The sequence below is a fragment of the Stutzerimonas stutzeri genome (assembly GCF_002890895.1).
Lineage (GTDB): Bacteria > Pseudomonadota > Gammaproteobacteria > Pseudomonadales > Pseudomonadaceae > Stutzerimonas > Stutzerimonas stutzeri_AB.
Genome location: NZ_POUL01000009.1, coordinates 1 through 23,045, shown reverse-complemented (window position 1 = coordinate 23,045; position 23,045 = coordinate 1). Strand labels below are relative to the sequence as shown.

The following is a 23,045-nucleotide window of genomic DNA, read 5'->3' as shown; positions in this document are numbered from 1 at the left end:
TAATGGCGCGTTCCGCTTGATTTGACCCGTTATGCATTAAGGCTCGCTCTGCACAGGCTGGAGAGTCGCTGAAACAGATTGTTGCCAGCATCACGCTGCTTTATGGGCCTTTATCTCTTCCAAGCGGCTCGTTTGACGAGGGTGCAAGCGAGTGCCAATGTCAGTCAGGCGCAGTTCCGATGCCCAGCGGCGGTCGAGCGTTCGACCCGCTTGTCTCGCGGCACACGGTAATCGCTCGGTGGCACCCATAAAAACAAGATCCACGGAGACGCCGCATTGAATCTATTGTTCCAGCAAGTGCTCAACGGCTTGACCCTGGGCAGCATCTACGGGCTTGTCGCCCTTGGTCTGACGCTCGTCTACGGAATCCTGCACATTCCCAACTTCGCCCATGGCGCGCTCTACATGGTGGGGGCCTTCGCGTCGTTCTTTTTCATGACCGATCTGGGCCTGCACTATTGGATCGCCATGCTGCTGTCGGGTCTGGTGGTGGCCGCGCTGGCGGTGCTCTGCGAGCGATTGGTGTTTCACCCGCTGCGCAATGCCCCGCCGATTCACGACAAGATCGCGGCCATCGGCATCCTGCTGTTTCTCGAAGCGGTGGTGCAGATGTTCTGGGGGTCGGACTTCCGCCGCATGGCCTCGCCCTATGCTGGCATTCTCAATTTCGACGGGCTGATCATTCCCGAGCAGCGCCTGTTGATCATCGTCGGCGCCTTTACCCTGATGCTGGCGCTGCACCTGTTCCTGCGCAAGACGATGCTGGGCTCGACCATCATCGCCATGGCGCAGAGCCGTGAAGGTGCCTTCCTCGTCGGCATCGACTCAAACCGCGTGGCGATGCTGACCTTCGCCATCTCCGGCATGCTCGCCGCTTTTGCCGCCACACTCTATGCGCCGATCAACCTGGTGTACCCGGCGATGGGGCATCTGGTGATCATGAAGGCCTTCGTCATCATCGTGCTCGGCGGCATGGGCAGCATTCCCGGCGCCATCATCGGGGCGATGATCCTCGGGTTTGCCGAGAGCTTCGGCGGCTTCTACCTGTCTTCGGATTACAAGGACATCATCGCCTTCTCATTGCTGGTGGTGATCCTGTCATTCCGCCCGACCGGGCTGTTCTCCAAGGGGGCTCACTGATGCATCGGTTCGCCTCGTTACTGACTGGTCGCGGCTGCAAGCTGGTCCTGCTGGCTTTGGCCCTTGCGTTCCCTCTGTTCGCCAAGAGCGAGTACCAGGTCTACGTGATGGCCAGCGCTTTTATTTGGGCCATTGCGGTGTACGGCCTGAACATCATCACCGGCTACTGCGGCCAACTGAACCTGGCCCACGGCGGCTTCTTCGCCATCGGCGCCTATGCGCTGGCCATCCTCACCGCTGACCATGGCTGGAATTTCTGGCCGGCATTCGTGGCGGCGGCGCTGGTTTCGGCCGCTGTTGGCGCGCTGGTGGGCATCGTCTCGTTGCGCTTGAAGGAGCACTTCTTCGCGATTTTCACGCTGTGCGTCGGCTTCATCATCTACCTGTTGATCGACAAGTGGGAGGAGCTGACCCACGGCGCCATCGGCATTCGCGGCATCGCGGCGCCGGATGGCTTCGGGCTGGTGGACTTCAGCCAGACGGTGCCGTTCTACTACCTGGCGCTGTTGTTTCTGCTGTTGGCGATCTGGTTCGCGGGTCGCCTGGCGCGCTCCCTGCTGGGGCGTACCTTTATGGCGATCCGCAACGGCGATGCGCTGGCCCAATCGCTGGGCATCGATCTGATGCGCAACAAGCTGCTGGCCTTCGTGCTCTCTACTACCTACGCCGGTATCGCCGGAGCGCTCTATGCCTCGATGATCCGGTTTATCGGTCCGGAGGAAGCCAACCCCAACCATACCTTCGACATGATCACCTACCTGCTGGTCGGCGGGTTCGGCACACTGTTCGGGCCGCTGGTCGGTACTGTCGGGGTAGTCTGGATCACCCAGTCGCTACAGTTCCTCGAGGACTACCGGATGATCATCTTCGGCCCGCTGATCGTGGTGCTGGTGATCTTCATGCCGCGCGGTGTCACCGGTACTTTCCTCGGCTGGAAACTGCGCAAGGACACTGAAGCGGCGCGGGCTCAAGACCCAAAAGCCACTAGCAAAGTCACCCCAGGCAGCGAGGTGAACAACAATGCTTAAGGTCGAAAACCTAACGAAGATGTTCGGCGGCCTCGCGGCAGTGCACGATGTCAGCATTGAGTTCGAAGCGCGCAAGATCAACGCCATCATCGGCCCCAACGGCGCCGGCAAGAGCACCTTCTTCAACCTGATTTCCGGCGTACACAAGCCCAGCTCGGGACGCATCCTCATTGACGGGCACGACGTGTCGCGGATGCGTTGCGACCATGTCGCCCGGCTCGGTGTCGGCCGTACCTTCCAGACCACGCATCTGTTCGAGCAGGCCACGGTGCTCGACAACCTCATCGTCGGCCACCGTTTGCGCACCCATTCGGGCCTGTGGGATGTGTTGATCAACTCCAAACGTCTGCAGCGCGAGGAGCGCGAATGCCGCGAGAAGGCCCGCGCCGCGCTGGACTTCGTTGGTCTGGCGCATCTGGAAAATCGGGTGGTGCTGGATATCTCTCAGGAAGAACGCAAGCGCGTGGCCTTCGCCCTGGCACTAGCCACCGAGCCGAAGCTGGTGCTGCTCGATGAGCCGGCGGCGGGCGTCAACCCGGAGGAAACCGAAGGCCTTACGCTGTTGATCCGCAAGATGGCCGAGCACGGCCTGACCGTGTGCCTGATCGAACACAAGATGGACATGATCATGGGGCTGGCGGACAAGATCATGGTGCTCAACTACGGCGAGAAAATCGCCGAGGGTACGCCCGCCGAGATCAAGGCGAACCCGGCCGTCATCGAAGCCTACCTGGGGAGTGACTACGATGCTGCAGCTTGATCGGGTCGATGTCTGCTACGGCAGCTTCAAGGCGCTCACCGAGGTCTCAATGACGGTTGGCGTCGGCGAGCTGGTGGTCCTGCTCGGCGCCAATGGCGCGGGCAAGACCACCTTGTTCAACACCATCAGCGGGCTGCTCAAACCGACCGCCGGCAGCATCACGCTGGAAGGCAAGCGCATCGACGGTCTCAAGCCTTCCGCATTGGTCGCCGCCGGCGTGGTGCATTGCCCGGAGGGGCGCAAGCTGTTCCCGCAGATGTCGGTGGCGCAAAACCTTGCGCTCGGCGCCTACCTGCACCGCCGTGACAGCGCGGGCAACAAGCGCAACCTGCAGGAGGTGTTGGACCTGTTCCCGATTCTTCACGACAAACGCAACCAGCCCGCCGGCTCGCTCAGCGGTGGTCAGCAGCAAATGGTCGCCATCGGGCGCGCGCTGATGAGCCGACCAAGGCTGCTGATGCTCGACGAGCCCTCGCTCGGGCTGGCGCCGCTGGTGGTCAACCAGATGTTCGAGGTGATTTCCCGCATCAACAAGTCCGGCACCAGCGTGCTGCTGGCCGAACAGAATGCCTTCGCAGCATTGAAGATCGCCCACCGCGCCTACGTCATCGAGGGCGGCAGCCTGGTGATGGAAGGTGACCAGCAGGCCATGCTGGGTAACGAAGCCGTGCGCAAAGCCTACATCGGCGCCTGATCAGTCATGACCAAGGAGACAACAATGAAAACGCTCAAAGCGCTTGGACTGGCGATTGCCACCCTGACCGCAGCCCAGGCCAGCGGTGTATATGCCGAGCAGACGCTCAACATTGGTTTTACCGGCCCGCTCAGCGGCGGCGCTGCACTCTATGGCGAGAACACCCTGTCGGGCTTGCGCATGGCAGTCGAGGACACCAACGAGGCAGGCGGCATCAAGGTTGGAGACGAAACCTACAAGGTCAACCTCATCAGCCTCGATGACAAGTACTCGCCGAGCCAGGCGGCCACCAATGCCAAGCGGCTGGTGAAGGAGTCGAATGCAGCGGCGGTTTTCGTCCCCCATACCGGCGGCGTGTTCGCGCTGCAGGACTTCAACGTCGCCGATGACTTCCTGATCATGGCCTACACCAGCGTGCCGTCGGTGACTGAGCAGGGCAATCCGCTGACCGTGCGTATCCCTCCGGAATTCACCGGCTATGTCGATGCCTTTTCTGACTACGCGCTCGAGCATAACGGCAAGAAACTCGGCATCGCCGGCGCGACGCACGAGTACGCAAAAATCTGGACCGACATGATCACCAAAGCCTGGGAGCAGAAGGGCGGCGAGATCGTCGAAAGCAATCCCATGGACTACAACAAATCGGCCGATTTCTATACCGGTGTGAGCCGAGTGATCGCGTCGAACCCGGATGTGATGTTTGTTGGCGGCGCCTCGGAGCCCACCGGGCTGGTCATGCAGCAGGCGCGTCAGATGGGCTTCCAAGGCGGCTTTATCGTCATGGACCAGGCCAAACTGGATGAGATCGCCGCCGTCACGGGCGGGCTGGAACTGCTGGAAGGCGCGATCGGTGTTGTGCCGCTGTCCGAATACGACGGTGAGGAGGCGAAGGCCTTCGTCGAGCGTTACAAAAAAGCGCATGGCAAAGTGCCGGGCTCCGAAGCCGCCTACAACTACCTGGCTTTCCACGCACTGGCCAAGGCCATGGAACTGGCTGGCAGTACCGAGCCGCAGCAGGTCAGGGCAAAGATGGGTGAAGCGCTCAAGAGCATGGATCCGAAGTTCAACCTCTACTCCGTGCAGGGCATGACCGAAAACGGCGGCTTCATTACGCCGACGACCATGGCCGTGGTGGAGGGAGGCAAGATCGTTCGCAAGGAGATCGAGTAACCTCCACAGCCAAACGGCCCTCTTGGGCCGTTTCGGTGACAGGCTCCTGCAGCCGGTTTCGACGCTATTCATGCCCTGCAGGGCGACCGGTCTTGATCGGTTCCCCCTGACAGCTGGCGCGCTTCCAACGCCGAGCTGGCCCATCTGCCTGCTTACCGCACAGCTCGTCCATCTTCGTGATGCCTGATGCAGCACTCGAACTGAGGCATCACCGAAAGTGGGACGCATGCCTTCGCCGTTATGAGGCACTTAGCCTGGAGGCGAAGCTCATGCATCCCTCGATGCCGACTTTACTGGTCCCGATCGATGTTGAACGGGGACCACGCCTGCCGGGTGGGCATCACTTCGAGGCGGTTGATGTTGATGTGGTCCGGCAGGGTCGCGACGTAGAAGATCTGCTCCGCGATGTCCTCGGCGGTCAGCGGAGTGGTGCCGCGGTAGAGCTTGTCGGAAGCGTCCTGGTTGCCCTTGGTGCGGACCAGGGTGAATTCGGTTTCGGCCATGCCGGGGGCAATGTCGGTGACCCGAACGCCAGTGCCCAGCAGGTCGCAGCGCAGGTTGTAGCTGAACTGCTCGACGAATGCCTTGGTGGCGCCGTAGACGTGGCCGCCCGGATACGGCCAGTGGCCGGCAACCGAGCCGATGCTGATGATGCTTGCGCCCTTGCCCGTTTCGATCAGGCGCGGCAGGAGCGCGTGGGTGACGTTGACCAGCCCCGTCACGTTGGTATCGATCATGGTGTGCCAGTCGCGCAGGTCGACCTTCTGCGCCGGCTCCGGGGCGAGCGCCAGGCCTGCGTTGTTGATCAATGCCTTGACCTCGCGGAAGCCTGCGGGCAGCTCGGCAACCACCTGCTTCACCGCTTCGGCGTCACGTACGTCGAGCGTGGCGATGTGCACCGGGACCTTGGCCGACAGTTCTTGCTGCAGCGCTTCGAGCCGCTCCTGGCGGCGCCCGGTCAGGACCAGCGCCCAGCCGGCCTCGGCAAAGCGGCGGGCAGTGGCTCGGCCGAAGCCGGATGTTGCACCCGTGATGAAAACCACGTTGTTCATGCAGGGACCTCTTGTCTGTTAGGCAGGCCGTATGCGGCCGACTCAGGGAGCTTACTGCGTCAGGCGGCGAAGATCAGCAGGCTGTTGCCCTCGGACGGCTGGGGCCGGTCGGCTAAGGATGTTGATAGGCTAAAGCGGGCGGATAAGCTCGCCGCTGTCTGAGTGCGGCCAGACTTCCGCCAGCGGGTGGCCGCCGAATCAGAACGGCTTGAGCGCTATATCGCTACCAGTCCCCGCACGCCCTCGGCCTCCATGGTTTCGCCGCGGCCTTGCTGGATGATCTCGCCGCGGCTCATCACCAGGTACTGGTCGGCCAGCTCGGCGGCGAAGTCGTAGAACTGTTCGACCAGCAGAATCGCCATGTCGCCGCGCGCGGCGAGTTTCTTGATCACCGCGCCGATTTCCTTGATCACCGAAGGCTGGATGCCTTCGGTGGGTTCGTCGAGGATCAAGAGGCGCGGCTTGCTCGCCAGCGCGCGGCCGATGGCCAATTGTTGCTGTTGGCCGCCGGACAGGTCACCGCCACGGCGGTGCTTCATTTCCTTGAGAACCGGAAACAGCTCGTAGATGAATTCGGGGACTTCCTTGGCTTCCTTGGCGTTGAAGCGGGACAGGCCCATCAGCAGGTTCTCTTCGACGGTCAGCCGGCCAAAGATTTCGCGCCCCTGGGGCACGTAGGCAATCCCGGCGTGCACGCGCTGGTGCGGTTTGAAGCCGGTGATCGGCTTGCCTTCCCAGGTCACCGCGCCTTCCTTGGCCGGGATCAGGCCCATAAGGCATTTCAACAGCGTGGTCTTGCCGACGCCGTTGCGCCCGAGCAGGCAGGTGACTTCTCCAATATTTGCGTCGAACGACAAGCCGCGCAGGATGTGGCTACCGCCGTAGTACTGATGCAGTTGCTGGACTTGCAGCATGTGCGACTCCTTCACTTTGGTGGATAAGCCTCTGGCGTTATCCACCCTACGATTAGCTTGCGATGATGCGGACGCCGGGGTCCGGCCAGGCCTACCGGGTGCGCGTAGAAAAGGCTTCGCCGTTTTCGGTGGATAAGCCTGCGGCGTTATCCACCCTACGTTTGCCGGGCGTAGGGTGGATGACGCTCTACCCATCCACCATGGGATGTCATGGGTGATGAGAAGGGCGCCATCCACCCTTCGGATCAGTCACCGCCCCAGATATACCTCGATCACGCGCTCATCGTTCTGCACGGTCTGCAGCGAACCCTCGGCCAGCACCTGGCCCTGATGCAGCACGGTCACGTGATCAGCGATGGTGTCGACGAAGCCCATGTCATGCTCGACCACCATCAGCGAGTGCTTGCGCGCCAGGCTTTTGAACAGCTCGGCGGTGAACTCGGTTTCGGCGTCGGTCATGCCGGCGACGGGTTCGTCGAGCAGCAGCAGTTGCGGGTCCTGCATCAAGAGCATGCCGATTTCCAGAAACTGCTTCTGGCCGTGGGACAGTAGACCGGCTGGGCGATTGCGTGAGGTTTCCAGGCGAATAGTGGTGAGCACCTCACCAATGCGGTCGCGCTGTTCGCCGTTGAGCTTGGCTTTCAGGCTGGCCCACACCGATTTGTCTGTCTTCTGCGCCAGTTCGAGATTCTCGAACACGCTGAGTGCCTCGAATACCGTGGGTTTCTGGAATTTGCGGCCGATGCCGGACTGCGCGATTTCCACCTCGCTCATGCGCGTCAGATCGAGGGTGTCGCCGAAGAAGGCCGTGCCGCTGTCGGGTCGGGTCTTGCCGGTGATGACGTCCATCATGGTGGTCTTGCCGGCGCCATTGGGACCGATGATGCAGCGCAGTTCGCCGACGCCGATGTAGAGGCTGAGGTTGGTCAGCGCCTTGAAACCGTCGAAGCTGACGTTGATGTCTTCCAGGCTGAGGATGGTGCCGTGACGGGCATCAAGACCTTTGGTCTTCACCCGGCCAAGGCCGATGGCGTCGCGGCCGCTGCCGAGTGCATCTGTTGGTTCGATCAGTTCGGGTACGGGTGCGGTTTTCATTGTTCGCCCCTCCGGCGCAGCAATCCGATGACGCCTTTCGGCAGGTACAGGGTGACAACGATGAACAGCGCACCGAGAGCGAACAGCCAATATTCGGGGAAGGCCACGGTGAACCAGCTCTTCATGCCGTTGACGATGCCAGCACCCAGCAGCGGGCCGATCAGCGTGCCGCGCCCGCCGAGGGCAACCCAGACGGCGGCTTCGATGGATTGTGTCGGTGCCATTTCGCTGGGGTTGATGATGCCCACCTGCGGCACGTACAGCGCACCGGCAAGCCCACAAAGCACGGCCGAAAGGGTCCAGATGAACAACTTGTAGCCGCGCGGATCGTAGCCGCAGAACATCAGCCGGTTTTCGGCATCACGCAGGGCCGTCAGCACCCTGCCGAACTTGCTGCGGGCCAGCTGCCAGCCCAGCAGCAGGCTGCCAGTCAGCAGCAATACCGTCGCGAAGAACAACGCCGCACGGGTGGCTGGTGCGGTGATGTCGAAGCCGAGGATGCGGGTGAATCCGGTGAAACCGTTGTTACCGCCGAAGCCGGTTTCGTTACGGAAGAACAACAGCATGCCGGCGAAGGTCAGCGCCTGCGTCATGATCGAGAAGTACACGCCTTTGATCCGCGAACGGAAGGCAAAGAAGCCGAACACGAAGGCCAGCAGCCCCGGCGCCAGCACCACCAGGCACATCGCCCAGAGAAAGCTGGAGGTGCCATACCAGAACCAGGGCAGCTCGGTCCAGGCGAGAAAGCTCATGAACGCGGGCAAGCCGTCGCCTGCGCTTTCACGCATCAGGTACATGCCCATGGCATAACCGCCTAGGGCAAAGAACAGACCGTGACCGAGGGACAGCAGGCCGGCGTAGCCCCATACCAGATCCAGAGCCAGGGCGACGATGGCGTAGCAGAGGATCTTGCCCACCAGCGTGAGGGTGTAGGCCGAGACGTGAAAGGCGTAGTCTGCGGGGAGCAGGTGCAGCAGCGGCATCGCCAGCAGGATGACCAGCACCAAGCCGAGGGCAACGACTGTGAGTGTCGGGCCGGCTTTCTGCGCGGCCGTGACGGTGAGTGGCTGGTTCATGCGCAGCTCTCCTGTAGGAGCGAGCTTGCTCGCGAACAAAAGGTTGGTACCTGCACGCAAGCCGATACGCATGCAAGGCGTGGCGTAACGCCGTGGGAATTCTGCGTTCTGCAGCTCGGCGTGTAGCGCGGTTCGCGAGCAAGCTCGCTCCTACGGCAATGCGGCAGGCTGTGGGTCGATGGAGACATCAATCGATCACCCTCCCTTTCAGCGCGAACAACCCCTGCGGACGCTTCTGGATGAACAGGATGATCAGCGCGAGGATGAGGATCTTGCCTAACACGGCGCCAATCTGCGGTTCGAGGATCTTGTTAGCGATGCCGAGACCGAAGGCGGCAAAGATGCTGCCGGCCAGCTGACCGACGCCGCCGAGCACCACAACCAAGAAGGAGTCGATGATGTAGCCCTGACCCAGGTCCGGGCCGACGTTGCCGATCTGCGAGAGCGCCACACCGCCAAGCCCGGCGATACCCGAGCCCAAGCCGAAGGCCATCATGTCGATACGCCCGGTCGGCACGCCGCAGCAGGCGGCCATGTTGCGGTTCTGGGTCACGGCTCGCACGTTGAGGCCGAGGCGAGTCTTGTTCAGCAACAGCCAGGTCAAAAGCACCACGAACAGCGCAAAGCCGATGATCACCATACGGTTATAGGGCAGCACCAGATTCGGCAGTACTTGCAGGCCGCCGGATAGCCAGCCGGGGTTGGCGACCTCGACGTTCTGCGCGCCGAACATTACGCGCACCAGCTGGATCAGGATCAGGCTGATGCCCCAGGTCGCCAGCAGGGTTTCCAGCGGGCGACCGTAGAGGTGACGGATCACGGTACGTTCCAGCGCCATGCCGATGGCGGCTGTCACAAAGAAGGCCACCGGCAGCGCCACCAGTGGATAGAAGGCCAACGCATCCGGCATGAGTCGGGCCATCAGCACTTGCACCATGTAGGTGGTGTAGGCGCCGAGCATGAGCATCTCGCCGTGGGCCATGTTGATCACGCCCAGCAGGCCGAACGTGATGGCCAGGCCCAGCGCCGCGAGCAGCAGGATCGAGCCCAGCGACAATCCGCTGAACGCCTGGCCGAGCAGCTCGCCAATCAACAGTTTGCGTTTGACCTGGGCCAGGCTGGTCTCCGCCGCTTTGCGCACGCCGGAATCGGTTTCGGCTTCATCGGCAAGCAGGTTTTCCAGCCTCACTCGCGCCAGCGGCGCGCCTGTTTCGCCGAGCAGGCGTACGGCGGCCAGGCGCACGGCGGGGTCTTCTGCGCTTAGTTGCAGGTTTGCCAGCGTCAGGGTGAGGGCTTCGCGTACGGCCGGGGCATCTTCCGCTTCGAGACGTTGCTGCAGGAGTGGTAGCTGCTCCGGTTGGCCGCTGCGCTGCAGGCGCTTGGCGGCGCTGAGGCGGTCTGCCGGGTCGTCTGAGAACAACCGATGGCTGGCCAGCGCGGTGTTCAGCAGGCCGCGAAGACGGTTGTTCAAGCGCAGTTTCTTCGGCGTGCCGACGGGTTCAGCGTCGCCTTCGAGGGCACGATAAGTGTCGCCGTCGTTAAGAAAGGGGGTCTTGTTATTGTCGATAACGACGCGATTGGCGCGCAGCGCTTCGATCAGTGCCAGGCGCTCGGGCACCGGCGCGATGGCCCATTCTTCAAGCAGCTTGGCCTGCTTGGACGAGCTCGCCTTGGCGTAGTCGGCTGCGTCTCCTGCGTTGGCTGCCCAGGGCAGAGCGAGCAAGAGCAGCAGAAATATTCGGTACAGGGCAGTGTTCATCTATGCATTCCCCAGGGGGCGCCGCGGGCTCTCTTGATGGAGCTGGCGACGATCGAGGTGGATGCCCAGAGGGCATCCACCTGCGGAGTCGAGCAAACGTAGGGTGGATCGGGACGCGTAGTCGGCGCTTCATCCATCCACCACGAAGGCCATCCTCAGTTCGACTTCACCGGGTGATCCGGCTTCTTGTCGTTGCCCGGAATGTACGGGCTCCACGGCTGGGCGCGGACCGGACTTTCGGTTTCCCAAACCACCGAGAACTGACCGTCGTCCTGGACTTCGCCGATCATCACCGGCTTGTGCAGGTGGTGGTTCTTCTCGTCCATGGTCAGGGTGTAGCCGCTCGGTGCTTCGAAGGTCTGGCCGGCCAGCGCCTTGACCACGGGCTTGACGTCGGTAGTCCCTGCCTTCTCGACCGCCTGCGCCCACATGTGGATGCCGACATAGGTGGCTTCCATCGGATCGTTGGTCACTGCCTTGTCAGCACCCGGCAGGCCTTTTTCCTTGGCGTAGGCCTTCCATTGGCTCACGAACTTGTCGTTGACCGGGTTTTCAACCGACTGGAAGTAGTTCCACGCGGCCAGGTGACCGACCAGCGGCTTGGTGTCGATGCCGCGCAGTTCTTCTTCACCGACCGAGAAGGCCACAACCGGCACGTCGGTCGCTTCCAGGCCCTGATTCGCCAATTCCTTGTAGAACGGCACGTTGGAGTCGCCGTTGATGGTCGAGACGACGGCGGTTTTGCCGCCCGCGGAGAACTTCTTGATGTCGGCGACGATGGTCTGGTAATCGCTGTGGCCGAACGGGGTGTAGACCTCTTCGATGTTCGATTCCGGTACGCCCTTGCTGATCAGGAAGGCGCGCAGGATCTTGTTGGTGGTGCGAGGGTAGACGTAGTCGGTGCCGAGCAGGAAAAAGCGCTCGGCGCTGCCGCCGTCTTCGCTCATCAGGTACTCGACGGCCGGAATGGCCTGCTGGTTTGGCGCTGCGCCGGTGTAGAAGACGTTCGGCGACATCTCTTCGCCTTCGTACTGCACCGGGTAGAAGAGCAGGCCGTCGAGCTCTTCAAAGACCGGCAGCACGGATTTACGCGAAACCGACGTCCAGCAACCAAAGGTCACCGCGACCTTGTCCTGGGTCAGCAGCTGCCGGGCTTTTTCAGCGAACAGCGGCCAGTTGGACGCAGGGTCGACTACCACCGGCTCGAGCTGCTTGCCCAATACGCCGCCGTTGGCGTTGATTTCGTCGATGGTCATCAGCGCCATGTCTTTCAGGGATGTTTCTGAAATGGCCATGGTGCCGGACAGCGAATGCAGGATGCCGACCTTGATGGTCTCGGCGGCCTGCAGCGTGAACGGGAACAGACCGCTGAGCATCAGGGCACTGGCGGCGAGGGTGGACTTCAGTAGGGGACGGCGTTTCATTGTGGGCGGCTCCTTGGCTGTCCATGCGCAACTGTGGGGTTGGTCCTTTGGGACAGGGAGCGCTATCGCAGCATCCGTGCCAATTTACTGTAAGCCCTCTGATTCGGTGCTTCTGGCGCGTTTGGGAAATGCGCTCTAATGGAGCACTAGGGCCCGGTCGTCCGATTTCGGGGCGTCCCATGAGGCGGCGGGGCACGCCATGCACCGCACTGGTGCGCTTCGCCTGTTGCCGTTCGACGTATTGGCGGGTGTCGCATCGCTCCATGCCATCGTGGGGCGCGGTCGTGTGGCGAGATGAATCTGTGGGAGGCTTGGGTAGGATGGATGTCGCTTTCTACATCCACGGCTGGCCATTGGGTGTTTCGTAGATGGATTGAGCCAGCGATACCGGCTGCCGTATGCGCCGCGTTCATCGGTTCAGCCAGAATGGCACTGTCGCTTGCCGGCTGGCAGGGCTCGCCCTAGCATGGCCGGCCTGTTCTTGAAGGCCTCGTCATGTCGCGTACTTCACCCCCACGCCCACCGCGCTCTGTTCAAGGTCGCACTCAACCCCGCCGGGTCGCCAAGGCGCCGCCTGCCGAGCCGCGCCTGCTACTGTTGAACAAACCGTTCGATGTGCTCACCCAGTTCAACGATGCCGATGGCCGCGCCACCCTGAAGGACTTCGTGCCGGTGCAGGGCGTGTACCCGGCCGGGCGGCTGGATCGCGACAGCGAAGGCCTGCTGCTGCTGACCAATGACGGGCAGTTGCAGGCGCGCATCGCCGATCCCAAGCACAAGTTGGCGAAAACCTACTGGGTGCAGGTGGAGGGAGAAGTCAGCGCTGAGCAGCTGCGGCGGCTATGCGAGGGGGTCGAGCTCAACGATGGCATGACGCTGCCGGCCGAAGCCCGGGCGCTCGACGAGCCGCAGCTGTGGCCGCGCACTCCGCCGGTGCGCTTTCGCAAGAGCGTGCCGACCAGTTGGCTGGAACTGGTGATTCGTGAAGGGCGTAACCGTCAGATACGCAGGATGACCGCAGCGGTCGGTCTGCCAACGCTGCGGCTGGTGCGGGTCAGGATCGGGCCCTGGTCGCTGGACGGTCTGCAGCCAGGCGAGTGGCGGGAAGTGGCGGCGCAGTTGTGAGGCGTCGGCAGGGCCAAGCGATCAGTGCGGAATGCCCTGGGTCACTTCGATGACATAGCCGATGATCGGCTTCGCCAGAAAGGCAAACAGGCACAGGCCCAAGCCCAGAAACAGGATGGCAGTGCCAAGGCGCCCGGCTTTCGACTTCTTCGCCAGGTCCCAGATGATGAACGCCATGAAGGCCATCAGGCCGCCGACCAGGACGATCATCATCCACTTCTCAAATACTTCAGGCTCCACGCGTTACTCCTGACTGACATCGACGAATGCGCCCGAGGCTGATGGGGCGCGGCAGCGGTGCAGTATACGCCCGCGGCGGGCGCTCAGCTGCTCCGGGAGATTGGACGGCGCAGCGCTAGATGGGTTCGAACGGGAGGCTGTTTCGAGCTTGGGTGCTTGATCAGTAGTGGGACTTGATAACGTCGATACCCTTGTTGAGCACTGTGCGCCAGGCCTGAAGGTCTTCTTTTTCCAGCTGCCGATCATGCTGACCGATGGTTTTCAGCAGCGCGGCGATCCAGAGGTCATAGAGCTCGGGACGGATGTCCAGATGGCCGCGAGAGTGGCTCTTGCCCAAGGCCTGGAGTTTGGTGTCGGGCATGCCGCGCGCGAACAGGACCAGGTTGAGGATGCCGGCCCGCAGCAGCTGTTTCTGGGCCGTCATGTCGGTTTTGACGAACTTCTCCCGCACTGCTGGCGAGCTGGCCAGAAAGGAGGCATAGAAGTCGTCGAAGAAGTCTGCGCTGGCGCAGCAGCGGCCGTAGCTCTGCATGACGCGGTTGGTGTCTTTCATGAGGCATTTCCCTTGCACGAAGGCTGATCGCTGCGCCTGCCAGAAACCATTCGGAGGTGAGCAGAATAGAAAGGCGCGAATTATAGGTAATAGCCCTTCGAGCTGTGTGGGTTGCAAGTGTGAGCGGTGTCTCAGCCTCGCAAATGCTCCAGTGGCAGTTCGGTACTCGATGACACCTGCCGCAGGACAAAGCTTGACCGCACGCTGGTGACACCTTCGATGCGGGTCAGTGTGCCGAGCAGAAAGGCCTGATAGTGGTCCATGTCCGGTACCACGACCTTGAGTTGATAGTCGGCGTCCATCCCTGTGACCAGGCTGCATTCGAGCACTTCCGGGCATTTGCCGATCATTCCTTCGAAGTGTTCGAAGCGCTCCGGCGTGTGCCGGTCCATGCCGATCAGCACGTAGGCGGTCAACGTCAGGCCGAGCTTCTTGCGGTCGAGCAGGGCGACCTGGCGGGCAATGTAGCCGTCGTCTTCGAGCTGTTTGACCCGTCGCGAACAGGGCGACGGTGAAAGGCCGATGCGCTCGGCCAGATCCTGATTGGAGATGCGCGCGTCGTGCTGCAGTTCGGCAAGAATACGCAGGTCGTAGCGATCCAGTTTGCTCATGATTGGCTACTCGCAGGGTTTAGTTGCGCGTAACTATGCATCCGGGCGCAATGATTGCGCAACAGGCCTTGATATGAGCAATTTTCGCAAACATCTGTCGGGGCGCGGGGCGTAAGCTTTATCCAACTTCAGCCCCCGGCAGAACTGACGCGGTACTTACCCCGCCGCGCCAACCGTATACCTTACCGAGGTCATCGGTCCGGGCCAGCACCGCCCACAAGGCGCTGTCGAAGAATCCGCCACAAGCGGCCAGCGAATTCAGAGCAGTATTGAAAAAAGACCACGTCTCGCCACGTGGTCTTTTTTTATGGGCTGGCGGTCGGCTCCAGGCTGGGTTGTGGCCTCACCACTTCCAGCGGATCGGCGTGCACCAGCACCTCGGCGCGCGGGTACTTGGCGTGGATGGCGCCTTCGACCTGGTCACAGAGTGCGTGAGCCTCGATCAGCGGCAGATTTCCGGGCAACTCCAGGTGCATCTGCACGAACCAGCGGGTGCCCGAAACGCGGGTGCGCAGGTCATGACAGCCGACCACGCCGGGTACATCGCAGGCCAACCGATGCATGTCCTCGCTGATCTCGGGCGGGAGCTCGGTATCCATCAATACCGCACCGGCCTCGCGGACGATGCTCAGCGCGCTCCAGAAGATGTAGACGGCGATGGCGATGCCGAATACGGCGTCAAGCCGTTCCCAGCCATAACCGGCGAGTACCAGCGCGACAAGGATGCTGCTGTTGAGGAGCAGGTCGGAACGGTAATGCAGCGAGTCGGCACGGATCGCCGTGGAGCCGGTTTCGCGGACCACGCGGCGCTGATACATCAGCAGCGCCACTGTTAGCGCCAGTGACAGCAGCATCACCGCGATGCCCAGCGTCGGTGCGCCCAGCGGCTCAGGATGCAGCATGCGATCGACGCCCTGGACGCAGACCAGAATCGCACTCACCGAAATGAAGGCACCCTGACCAAGCCCTGCCAGTGCCTCGGCCTTGCCGTGGCCATAGCGATGATCCTCGTCCGCGGGGCGCAGCGAGTAGTGCACCGCCAACAGGTTGAGCAGCGAGGCGGCGCCGTCCAGCAGTGAGTCGGTGAGCCCCGCCAGCAAGCTGACCGAGCCACTCAACCACCAGGCCAGCGCCTTGCTCGCGGCCAGCGTCAGCGCGACGGCCAGCGCCAGTCGTGTGGCACGTCGCATCAATCTGGCGTGTTCGGCACTGACGCCTTTGCGCTCGCGGGTGTGCTGCATCAGGCGGCCGGACGCAGTCCGAAGGCGGCAAGTTGCTCGACGCTGCCGTTGTGCTGGATCAGGCGGGGGTCATCCAGTGGCAGGCTGCGGCCGGTTTCGGTTTCGATGATCGCCTTGAGCTTGGCCTGGTCGATCACGCCATCGGCGCCGATGGCTTCCTGCAGTTTTTCCGGGGCCATGGAGTAGTTGTCGTCGGGCAGGTAGATCGCGCCGGTGGCGAAGTCGATGCCAAAGGCGATCAGGCCGGGGATGAGGTAGAAGAGCAGGCCGACGGCATTGGCTGCTGCAATGGCGGGATCGATGCGGCCATCGATCTGCCCGCGGCGGTCGGGGTAGAACAGCGTGCCGCAAGCGGTCAGTTGAGTGAACAGGGAGACGGCCAGCACGCCGCCGATGACACGGGAACGAGTACGCATAAGGACCTCCGGGGAAAGTGGCGCAACTATACAAGGGCTGAGTGATGTTTTCCCGATATCAGACACTCCCGCTGCACGCTCTGTTCGGCGTTGTTGCACCGCGTATAACCACAGCGCTCCGTGAGGCTGCGTCGAGGACTGCGCCCGCTATAATCGCGGCCCTTGAAGCGGAGTTCCCATGATTGCCCTGCCCATCGATGAAGCCCTGCCGGCGCTGCGCCAGGCCCTGCTAGCGCGTGACGAAGCGGTGCTCGAAGCACCGCCCGGTGCCGGCAAGACCACCCGAGTGCCGCTGGCCTTGTTGAACGAGCCATGGCTCGGCGGGCAGTCGATCGTCATGCTCGAACCGCGCCGGCTGGCGGCCCGTGCGGCGGCTGAGCGCCTGGCCAGCGAGCTGGGCGAGAAGGTTGGCGAAACTGTCGGCTATCGCATCCGGCTGGACAGCAAGGTCGGGCCGAATACCCGCATCGAGGTTGTCACCGAAGGCATCCTTGCGCGTCGCTTGCAGGACGATCCGGCCCTTGAAGGCGTGGGGCTGGTGATCTTCGATGAGTTTCACGAGCGCAGCCTGGACGCCGATCTGGCCCTGGCACTAACCCTCAATGCGCGCGTGCTGCTGCGCGACGAACCGCTCAAGCTGTTGCTCATGTCCGCCACGCTGGAAGGCGCGCGGCTGTCGACTTTGCTGGATGACGCCCCAGTGGTGCGCAGCGAGGGCCGCATGTTTCCGGTCGTGCAGCGCTGGGGACGAGCGTTTCAGGCCGGTGAACGCATCGAGCCGCGGGTCGTGCAGACGGTGATGCAGGCGCTGGATGAGGAATCCGGCAGCGTACTGGTCTTCCTGCCGGGCCAGGCTGAGATACGTCGTGTGAACGATCTGCTGGCCGAGCAGCTGGCAGATCGAGGCGAGGTAATGCTCTGTCCGCTGCACGGCGAGCTGGAGCTGACCGCCCAGCGCGCCGCCATCGAGCCTGCGCCAGCGGGCAAGCGCAAGGTCGTGCTGGCGACCAACATTGCCGAGACCAGCCTGACCATCGAGGGCGTGCGGGTGGTGGTCGATGCCGGGCTGGCGCGGGTGCCGCGGTTCGATCCCGGCAGTGGCATGACCCGTCTGGAAACCCGGCGTATTTCGCGTGCTTCGGCGACCCAGCGGGCCGGGCGCGCGGGGCGGCTGGAGCCTGGCGCCTGCTATCGGCTGTGGTCGGAGGATCAGCACGCGCAACTGGCAGCTTATGGCGACGCGGAAATCCTCCAGGCCGATCTGGCCGGCGTCGCGCTGCAGTTGGCGCGCTGGGGTGTCGAACCGGATGAACTGGCCTGGCTCGATGTGCCGCCTGCTGCGGCCTACCGACAGGCGCAGGACCTGCTCCAGCGCCTCGGTGCACTCAGCCTTAATGTCCGTGGCGGTTGGCAGTTGACCGCGCACGGCCAGGCCATGGCTGAGTTGCCGGCGCATCCGCGTATTGCGCATCTGTTGTTGCGCGGCCAGGCACTTGGCTTGGCATCGCTGGCTGCCGACCTTGCCGCCTTGTTGGTCGAGCGCGATATCCAGCGCGGCGGCGTGGACATCTCAACCCGTCTCGGGCTGCTCGATGGCAGCGCGGGCCGGCATTCCGGCGCGCAGCGGGTGCGGCAGTTGGCGCGACAGTTTCGCAGCCTGCTGCGAGGTGCCTCGGCGGCTGCTCCTGCCGAGGCGACCGATCATCGCTGGCACGGGGCGCTGCTGGCGTTTGCCTACCCCGACCGTATCGCTCGCCAACGTCGGGACGGTGGTGGTGAGTACCGCCTAGCCAACGGTCGCGCGGCGGTCTTCGGTGAGCCGGATGCGCTGATGAAAGAATCCTGGCTGGTGATCGCCGAGCTGGGCAGCCGCCAGGGCCAGCGAGAAGAGCGCATCTATCGCGCGGCGGCGCTGGACCCAGGGTTGTTCGAGGCGGAGCTGGCCGAGATGGTCAGCTTGCGCGACGAGCTGGAATGGGACGAGCGCGAAGGCGTGCTGCGGGCCGAGCGGCAGCGGCGGGTTGGTGAGCTGGTGCTCAGTCGCGAGCCTTTTCCTGGCCTGGATGACGAAGCGCGTGGGCGAGCGCTGCTGGGCCTGGTGCGGCGCAAGGGGCTGGAGCTGTTGCCGTGGACGCCGGAACTGCGGCAGTGGCAGGCGCGTATCAGCCTGCTCCGGCAGATCGAGCTGGCGGCTGGCGCTGGCAGCGACTGGCCTGACGTCAGCGACGAAGCGCTGCTGGCGCGGCTGGAGGACTGGTTATTGCCGTATCTGGGCAAGGTTACGCGTCTGGCGCACTTCGCCCAGCTGGATCTGAAAGCCATGCTCGCCACCTTGTTGCCCTGGCCGCTGCCGCAGCGCCTCGACGAGCTGGCACCGGTCGTCATCGGAGTGCCCTCCGGGTCGCGGGTGCGGCTCGATTACAGTGAATCGCCGCCAGTGCTGGCGGTGCGCTTGCAGGAGTTGTTCGGGCTGGGCGATACGCCTCGTATCGCCGGTGGGCGTCTGCCGGTGAAATTGCACTTGCTGTCACCGGCGCGCCGCCCTGTGCAGGTAACGCAGGACCTGGCGAGCTTCTGGGCAAACACCTATATCGATGTGAAGAAGGACTTGAAAGGCAGATACCCGAAACACTATTGGCCCGATGACCCGCTGGTAGCAGAGCCCACCGCGCGCGCCAAGCCGCGCGGGACCTGAAAGTACGGCTGCACGCCGCCTGCTTCACAAGCAGCGCGCACCCGGGCTGATCACCGCCGATGCCTGTCAGCGCCCGTATGCGCTTGCGTCTATTCGGGCAAGCTCAGATCTTCTCCGGCCGTTGCCATCTCGGCATAGGCGCGATCCAGCGAGTCGACCACCGTCTGGCTGTCTTTGGCATGGCGCGACACGATGAATCGGATGGCGACCTTATGCAGCTCGACATGGGGAAGCGCCTCCATGCCGAGCTGTTTCATCGCCTGGTTCACCGGGGCCTGATAGTCGAGAAGATAGTCGGCGCGGCGATGCTTCAACATCTCCAGTGCCGACGTGTGGGTGGCAGTCCGGTGCAGGAGAATCTGCAGTTGCGGGTCGTGCAGCATCCGGTTCACTTGCGGCAAATAGTTATAACCGCCGATGGTGATGACGCCGCGTTTGCGCAGGCTGTCGGGGATACTCGGCGGCGGGGTGTCGGGCCGGTGATAGAGGTTGAGGCTGATGTGGGTGAGTGTTTCGCGGCCCTCGAGCGTATCGGCAAGCAGCTCCGGCTTTCCCGGCGCGCCGGGCCAGAGGTCAACCGTGCCGCTTTGCAAGGCGCCATACAAGCGGGCACTCGGCAGGCCGCGGAACCGCGCCTCAAAGCCCGCATGGGCGAGTACACGCCGAGTGAGGTCGACCAGTGGTCCGCTTGGGCGGCCCTGGGCATCGCTGTAGATCGCTGGAGGGAAGTCGTAGTAACCGACGGTCAGGGTTCTCTGCGTTTCGGACGAGGCAACGCAAGGCGCTGCCAGAGCCGCTGCTAACGGTATCCAGAATAATGGCTTCAAGGTAATTCACTGCCCCTTGTGATTCGCGCACGCCCAAGCATGGCGCGCGACGCCTCCGGCTGTCCAGAAGGGGTGCGCGGGCTGGTCCAGGCTACTGCGCCGCGGCGATGCCCTCAGCGGACAAGGAGCAGGCTGGCTATGCTTGAGGCTAGCGCTGCCGGGCTGATCGGGTTCGGTAGCCCGGATGATTCGATGGAGAGGTTTATGTATCGCAAGGTATTCACCAGCAAGGTGTTCGATCGCAAGGTGGTGGTGATCACCGGCGGCTGTGCGGGCATCGGCCGCGCGCTGGCCGAGCGGATGGCCCAGGCCGGTGCACGGGTCGTCATCTTCGACCTCGAGCAGAACGCCATCGACGGACTGGTGCAGCATCTGGCGGACCATCACAACGCCGATGCGCTAGGGCTGTGCTGCGACGTGTCGGATGCCGTGGCGGTGCAGCGGGCCGTTGCGCTGGTGGTGGAACGCTTCGGCGGTATCGATGTGCTGATCAACAACGCAGGTATCACCCATCGCAGCCGTGTTGCCGATACCAGCCTGGCGGTATTCGAACGGATCATGGCAGTCAACTTTTACGGCGCGTTGCATTGCACCCAGGCGGCGCTGCCGAGCCTTGTGTCGCGAGGCGGGCAGATCATCGTGCTCAGCTCGCTGTCGCAGTACGCGCCGGTGCCCGATCGCGGCGCTTACAACGCCAGCAAGCATGCGCTGCACGGGCTGTTCGAAACCCTGCGCAGCGAGCTGGCCGATACTGCCGTCAATGTGATGCTGGTGTGTCCGGGGTATACCGCGACGGACCTGCGCAAGAACGTGTTGATCGGTGATGGGTCCACCGCGCCGCAGCCGGTTCTGACGGTAGGTCGCGTGGCGTCGCCGCAGGATGTGGCGGAATCCATCTACCAAGGCGCCCTGAAACGACGGCGGTTGCTGGTGCTGTCGAACCTGGACTGGCGTGCGCGCCTGGTGGCGCGCTGCTTTCCGCGCGCCTTCGAGCACCTGCTGTTACCGCGGCTGGCCGGTGCCCGAACTTCGCAGGGCACGGGCTAGGCGGTCGGCGCGTCGCCGTAGAGCTGTTGCATCAACTCGACGTCCCAGTAGGCAGCTTCGATCTTGTGGCCATCGAGATCGCGGACAAAACAGCCGTAGTAGGGCTCGCCATACGCTTCACGTGGTCCCGGAGCGCCTTCGTCGGTAGCGCCGGCGGCCAGCGCCGCACGGTGAAAGGCATCGACTGAAGCCTTGTCAGGTGCGAAGAAACCGATATGTGTGCCGTTGCCAACGCTGGCCGCCTGGCCGTTGATCGGCGTCTGCAGCCAAAACTCGGGGTAGTCACGGCCCCAGGCAATAGCGCCCGGGTGGGCCATGATGCGCTTGCAGCCGAGGGCGGCAAGGGCCTGATCGTAGAAGGCAGCCGCTTCATCGAAACGGTTGCTGCCCAGGGAAACGTGGGAAAGGATGCTGGGGTTGTGATCGCTCATGGGAACGGCCTCCGGAAAGGATGGAGACCAAGCCTAGACCCGCACGTCGTCTCTTGCCTCCGACTACGTCACCTGGATTCGTCGCGCGCGATGGCCGGCGCGCTGCAGAGCATGAAGCAGCGAAACAAAACGACCGTGGCCAACAGCTGCACCAGCCCGACCACAGAGTCGACCACCACGGCGAGCGCGCCTGGCGCTGTCTCGCCAGCCCAGAACTGTGCGGCCATCCAGGCCTCCAGAAGCCACAGCGGCGCCAGCACGACGAGGATGCAGCCGAGTATCAGCAGGAAGTGACCACGGGTTTCCAGGAAACTCTGCTTCAGTGCCGCCAGCGGGCTCAAACCGCGTATCACCAGCAGGTATTCGGCAAAGGCGATCTTGACCATCACCCACAGCCCGGGCAGCACGAACAGCGAGGCGCCGAGCATGATCAGCAGGGTGCCCAGACCGGCCAGCACCGCCATCGATGGCCATAGCGGTAACGCGCGCACCATCACCTCACGCAGCGGCGGTGCGTGACCGCGGCTACGTGCGTCGAGAAACAGGATCAGCGCGGCGATATACAGCGGATAGAAGATCAGGCCGACCAGCAGCTCCTGAGCCGGCAGGGCGCCCTTGCCGAACAGCTGGTCGATGGCCAGGCGAACGATGCTCTCGAGCAGGATCAGTGGCAGGCACAGCCGCACGATGGACAGCAGGTTGCGGGAATAGAAAAACCAGGCGTCACGGAGGATGGACAGGACATTCATCGCAGGGCGGCAGCTCATGGGGAAATCAGGCGCGCACTTTAACAGGCCGGTGGAAAAGGCGAGGGGCAACGATCATCGGGGTAACAGCCGAAGAAGCGCAGTGTGGTGGCCTAGTGAGCATTTCGACCGGGCGGGCGATCCTGGCTTTGTTCAACGAAGTATTGCCAATGCAGATGGTTTGCATCGGGCTGGTTATGCCAGGCGACCGGCCGGCGACACGGGCGCTGTCGCAGTCCATACTGGTTGGCCATTCCTCCGCCCGGGTCGCCGCGTGAAGAAGATTGCCCTGTTTGCTGATGTGCAGAATCTCTACTACACGGTGCGCCAGGCCCACGGCTGCCACTTCAACTATGCGGCGTTGTGGGCCGAGCTCAGCGAGCGCGGTGAAATCGTTGAGGCTTATGCCTATGCCATCGACCGGGGCGATGCCAAGCAGCAGCAGTTCCAGCAGATCCTGCGCAACCTCGGGTTCACGGTGAAGCTCAAGCCCTATATCCAGCGCAGCGACGGCTCGGCCAAGGGCGACTGGGATGTGGGCATCACCATCGATGTGCTGGATGTGATCGGGCGTGTCGATGAGGTGGTGCTGGCTTCGGGCGATGGCGACTTTGATCGGCTGCTCGATCGCGTACGCGCCGGGGGACTGGAGGCGACAGCCTATGGCGCGCCCGGTCTGACGGCGAACTCGCTGATTCGCGCCGCCACGCGCTACGTGCCCATCGAAGGCAAGCTGTTGCTGCGTTAAACATTGGAACGCACGAGCTGAAGCTTGAAGCGAGTTTGCCAGTTGGTGCGACCTGTCCACGCTGTTTTCGCTTGTAGGTTGCGTCTTATGCCTCCGAGCGGAGTTGCGGTGGATGTAAACAGCGACATCCACCCTTGTATCTCGACTACCACGCTATGTTGGGGTGATAGTTCCCGACTGATCATCGGGGGAAGGCCAGGAAGCCGTATCCACCCTTAGGCTTTGAGCCTGCGACGTAGATAGCGCTGCGGCC

23 protein-coding genes are annotated in these 23,045 nt (G+C 63.0%); 9 read left to right on the top strand and 14 right to left on the bottom strand.

The window, feature by feature from the left end; genetic code table 11:
- The first annotated feature begins 276 nt into the window (after positions 1 to 276).
- Genes CXK96_RS16015 through CXK96_RS15995 form a run of 5 tightly spaced genes read left to right on the top strand, consistent with a single transcriptional unit; the run spans position 277 to position 4,792 of the window.
- Positions 277 to 1,140: a branched-chain amino acid ABC transporter permease gene (locus tag CXK96_RS16015; protein ID WP_102837431.1), complete on the top strand. Its 864-nt coding sequence runs from the start codon at positions 277 to 279 to the stop codon at positions 1,138 to 1,140.
- Positions 1,140 to 2,168, top strand: a complete 1,029-nt coding sequence (locus tag CXK96_RS16010; RefSeq protein ID WP_102837430.1) for a branched-chain amino acid ABC transporter permease — start codon at positions 1,140 to 1,142, stop codon at positions 2,166 to 2,168. Before CXK96_RS16015 ends, CXK96_RS16010 begins: the two co-directional genes overlap by 1 nt.
- Positions 2,161 to 2,928 (top strand): ABC transporter ATP-binding protein, encoded by a 768-nt coding sequence (locus CXK96_RS16005; RefSeq protein WP_102837429.1) that lies wholly within the window; start codon positions 2,161 to 2,163, stop codon positions 2,926 to 2,928. The genes CXK96_RS16010 and CXK96_RS16005 overlap by 8 nt, the downstream gene beginning before the upstream one ends.
- Positions 2,915 to 3,622, top strand: a complete 708-nt coding sequence (locus CXK96_RS16000) for an ABC transporter ATP-binding protein (RefSeq protein ID WP_102837428.1) — start codon at positions 2,915 to 2,917, stop codon at positions 3,620 to 3,622. The genes CXK96_RS16005 and CXK96_RS16000 overlap by 14 nt, the downstream gene beginning before the upstream one ends.
- Before the next feature lie 24 nt (positions 3,623 to 3,646).
- The gene (locus tag CXK96_RS15995) at positions 3,647 to 4,792 is read left to right on the top strand and encodes an ABC transporter substrate-binding protein (protein WP_102837427.1); all 1,146 of its coding nucleotides are present in this window, start codon (positions 3,647 to 3,649) and stop codon (positions 4,790 to 4,792) included.
- Positions 4,793 to 5,082: 290 nt separating this feature from the next.
- Here CXK96_RS15995 and CXK96_RS15990 read toward each other — a convergent pair whose 3' ends face one another.
- The 6 genes from CXK96_RS15990 to urtA form a co-directional block, all read right to left on the bottom strand.
- Positions 5,083 to 5,844, bottom strand: a complete 762-nt coding sequence (locus tag CXK96_RS15990) for an SDR family oxidoreductase (protein ID WP_102837426.1) — start codon at positions 5,842 to 5,844, stop codon at positions 5,083 to 5,085.
- A 215-nt stretch (positions 5,845 to 6,059) separates the two neighbouring features.
- Positions 6,060 to 6,758: an urea ABC transporter ATP-binding subunit UrtE gene (gene urtE, locus CXK96_RS15985; RefSeq protein WP_102837425.1), complete on the bottom strand. Its 699-nt coding sequence runs from the start codon at positions 6,756 to 6,758 to the stop codon at positions 6,060 to 6,062.
- A gap of 249 nt (positions 6,759 to 7,007) precedes the next feature.
- Positions 7,008 to 7,853 carry an urea ABC transporter ATP-binding protein UrtD gene (urtD, locus tag CXK96_RS15980; RefSeq protein WP_102837424.1) on the bottom strand — a complete coding sequence of 282 codons (846 nt, stop codon included), beginning with the start codon at positions 7,851 to 7,853 and terminating at the stop codon, positions 7,008 to 7,010.
- On the bottom strand, positions 7,850 to 8,929 hold the full coding sequence (urtC, locus tag CXK96_RS15975; RefSeq protein ID WP_102837423.1) for an urea ABC transporter permease subunit UrtC: 1,080 nt from the start codon (positions 8,927 to 8,929) through the stop codon (positions 7,850 to 7,852). Before urtC ends, urtD begins: the two co-directional genes overlap by 4 nt.
- A gap of 187 nt (positions 8,930 to 9,116) precedes the next feature.
- Positions 9,117 to 10,688, bottom strand: coding sequence for an urea ABC transporter permease subunit UrtB (gene urtB / locus CXK96_RS15970; RefSeq protein WP_102837422.1), 1,572 nt, complete (start codon positions 10,686 to 10,688; stop codon positions 9,117 to 9,119).
- A 155-nt stretch (positions 10,689 to 10,843) separates the two neighbouring features.
- Positions 10,844 to 12,112, bottom strand: coding sequence for an urea ABC transporter substrate-binding protein (gene urtA, locus CXK96_RS15965; RefSeq protein WP_102837421.1), 1,269 nt, complete (start codon positions 12,110 to 12,112; stop codon positions 10,844 to 10,846).
- 495 nt (positions 12,113 to 12,607) lie between these two features.
- On the opposite strand from urtA, the gene CXK96_RS15960 reads away from it, so the two are divergent.
- A complete protein-coding gene (locus CXK96_RS15960) occupies positions 12,608 to 13,237 on the top strand; it encodes a pseudouridine synthase (RefSeq protein ID WP_102837420.1) in 630 nt (209 codons plus the stop codon).
- Between the two features lie 21 nt (positions 13,238 to 13,258).
- Here CXK96_RS15960 and CXK96_RS15955 read toward each other — a convergent pair whose 3' ends face one another.
- The 5 genes from CXK96_RS15955 to CXK96_RS15935 form a co-directional block, all read right to left on the bottom strand.
- Complete coding sequence (locus CXK96_RS15955) at positions 13,259 to 13,477, bottom strand: DUF2788 domain-containing protein (RefSeq protein ID WP_046161811.1); 219 nt, start codon at positions 13,475 to 13,477, stop codon at positions 13,259 to 13,261.
- Positions 13,478 to 13,637: 160 nt separating this feature from the next.
- A complete protein-coding gene (locus CXK96_RS15950) occupies positions 13,638 to 14,030 on the bottom strand; it encodes a globin (RefSeq protein WP_102837419.1) in 393 nt (130 codons plus the stop codon).
- A gap of 131 nt (positions 14,031 to 14,161) precedes the next feature.
- Positions 14,162 to 14,641, bottom strand: coding sequence for an Lrp/AsnC family transcriptional regulator (locus tag CXK96_RS15945; RefSeq protein WP_019340274.1), 480 nt, complete (start codon positions 14,639 to 14,641; stop codon positions 14,162 to 14,164).
- A gap of 305 nt (positions 14,642 to 14,946) precedes the next feature.
- Positions 14,947 to 15,882 carry a cation diffusion facilitator family transporter gene (locus tag CXK96_RS15940; RefSeq protein ID WP_102837418.1) on the bottom strand — a complete coding sequence of 312 codons (936 nt, stop codon included), beginning with the start codon at positions 15,880 to 15,882 and terminating at the stop codon, positions 14,947 to 14,949.
- Positions 15,882 to 16,298, bottom strand: a complete 417-nt coding sequence (locus CXK96_RS15935) for a polyribonucleotide nucleotidyltransferase (RefSeq protein WP_102837417.1) — start codon at positions 16,296 to 16,298, stop codon at positions 15,882 to 15,884. Before CXK96_RS15935 ends, CXK96_RS15940 begins: the two co-directional genes overlap by 1 nt.
- Positions 16,299 to 16,476: 178 nt before the next feature.
- On the opposite strand from CXK96_RS15935, the gene hrpB reads away from it, so the two are divergent.
- Positions 16,477 to 18,993 (top strand): ATP-dependent helicase HrpB, encoded by a 2,517-nt coding sequence (hrpB, locus tag CXK96_RS15930; protein ID WP_102837416.1) that lies wholly within the window; start codon positions 16,477 to 16,479, stop codon positions 18,991 to 18,993.
- An 89-nt stretch (positions 18,994 to 19,082) separates the two neighbouring features.
- On the opposite strand, the gene CXK96_RS15925 is transcribed toward hrpB, so the two are convergent.
- Positions 19,083 to 19,820 (bottom strand): substrate-binding periplasmic protein, encoded by a 738-nt coding sequence (locus tag CXK96_RS15925; protein WP_256061666.1) that lies wholly within the window; start codon positions 19,818 to 19,820, stop codon positions 19,083 to 19,085.
- Between the two features lie 204 nt (positions 19,821 to 20,024).
- Between CXK96_RS15925 and CXK96_RS15920 the strand changes: the two genes are divergently transcribed.
- Positions 20,025 to 20,867 (top strand): SDR family oxidoreductase, encoded by an 843-nt coding sequence (locus CXK96_RS15920; protein ID WP_102837553.1) that lies wholly within the window; start codon positions 20,025 to 20,027, stop codon positions 20,865 to 20,867.
- On the opposite strand, the gene CXK96_RS15915 is transcribed toward CXK96_RS15920, so the two are convergent.
- Entirely contained in the window at positions 20,864 to 21,298 is a 435-nt protein-coding gene (locus tag CXK96_RS15915) for a VOC family protein (RefSeq protein ID WP_102837415.1), read from the bottom strand. The genes CXK96_RS15920 and CXK96_RS15915 overlap by 4 nt on opposite strands.
- Before the next feature lie 68 nt (positions 21,299 to 21,366).
- On the bottom strand, positions 21,367 to 22,047 hold the full coding sequence (locus CXK96_RS15910; protein ID WP_102837414.1) for a YciC family protein: 681 nt from the start codon (positions 22,045 to 22,047) through the stop codon (positions 21,367 to 21,369).
- A 271-nt stretch (positions 22,048 to 22,318) separates the two neighbouring features.
- Between CXK96_RS15910 and CXK96_RS15905 the strand changes: the two genes are divergently transcribed.
- Positions 22,319 to 22,792 carry an NYN domain-containing protein gene (locus tag CXK96_RS15905; protein ID WP_102837413.1) on the top strand — a complete coding sequence of 158 codons (474 nt, stop codon included), beginning with the start codon at positions 22,319 to 22,321 and terminating at the stop codon, positions 22,790 to 22,792.
- Positions 22,793 to 23,045: the final 253 nt, after the last annotated feature.

Coding starts and splice junctions, on each gene's coding strand:
- CXK96_RS16010 (WP_102837430.1), top strand. CDS start 1,140: ATGCATCGGTTCGCCTCGTTACTGACTGGTCGCGGCTGCAAGCTGGTC.
- CXK96_RS16005 (WP_102837429.1), top strand. CDS start 2,161: ATGCTTAAGGTCGAAAACCTAACGAAGATGTTCGGCGGCCTCGCGGCA.
- CXK96_RS16000 (WP_102837428.1), top strand. CDS start 2,915: ATGCTGCAGCTTGATCGGGTCGATGTCTGCTACGGCAGCTTCAAGGCG.
- CXK96_RS15995 (WP_102837427.1), top strand. CDS start 3,647: ATGAAAACGCTCAAAGCGCTTGGACTGGCGATTGCCACCCTGACCGCA.
- CXK96_RS15990 (WP_102837426.1), bottom strand. CDS start 5,844: ATGAACAACGTGGTTTTCATCACGGGTGCAACATCCGGCTTCGGCCGA.
- urtE (WP_102837425.1), bottom strand. CDS start 6,758: ATGCTGCAAGTCCAGCAACTGCATCAGTACTACGGCGGTAGCCACATC.
- urtD (WP_102837424.1), bottom strand. CDS start 7,853: ATGAAAACCGCACCCGTACCCGAACTGATCGAACCAACAGATGCACTC.
- urtC (WP_102837423.1), bottom strand. CDS start 8,929: ATGAACCAGCCACTCACCGTCACGGCCGCGCAGAAAGCCGGCCCGACA.
- urtB (WP_102837422.1), bottom strand. CDS start 10,688: ATGAACACTGCCCTGTACCGAATATTTCTGCTGCTCTTGCTCGCTCTG.
- urtA (WP_102837421.1), bottom strand. CDS start 12,112: ATGAAACGCCGTCCCCTACTGAAGTCCACCCTCGCCGCCAGTGCCCTG.
- CXK96_RS15960 (WP_102837420.1), top strand. CDS start 12,608: ATGTCGCGTACTTCACCCCCACGCCCACCGCGCTCTGTTCAAGGTCGC.
- CXK96_RS15950 (WP_102837419.1), bottom strand. CDS start 14,030: ATGAAAGACACCAACCGCGTCATGCAGAGCTACGGCCGCTGCTGCGCC.
- CXK96_RS15945 (WP_019340274.1), bottom strand. CDS start 14,641: ATGAGCAAACTGGATCGCTACGACCTGCGTATTCTTGCCGAACTGCAG.
- CXK96_RS15940 (WP_102837418.1), bottom strand. CDS start 15,882: ATGCAGCACACCCGCGAGCGCAAAGGCGTCAGTGCCGAACACGCCAGA.
- CXK96_RS15935 (WP_102837417.1), bottom strand. CDS start 16,298: ATGCGTACTCGTTCCCGTGTCATCGGCGGCGTGCTGGCCGTCTCCCTG.
- hrpB (WP_102837416.1), top strand. CDS start 16,477: ATGATTGCCCTGCCCATCGATGAAGCCCTGCCGGCGCTGCGCCAGGCC.
- CXK96_RS15920 (WP_102837553.1), top strand. CDS start 20,025: ATGTATCGCAAGGTATTCACCAGCAAGGTGTTCGATCGCAAGGTGGTG.
- CXK96_RS15915 (WP_102837415.1), bottom strand. CDS start 21,298: ATGAGCGATCACAACCCCAGCATCCTTTCCCACGTTTCCCTGGGCAGC.
- CXK96_RS15910 (WP_102837414.1), bottom strand. CDS start 22,047: ATGAATGTCCTGTCCATCCTCCGTGACGCCTGGTTTTTCTATTCCCGC.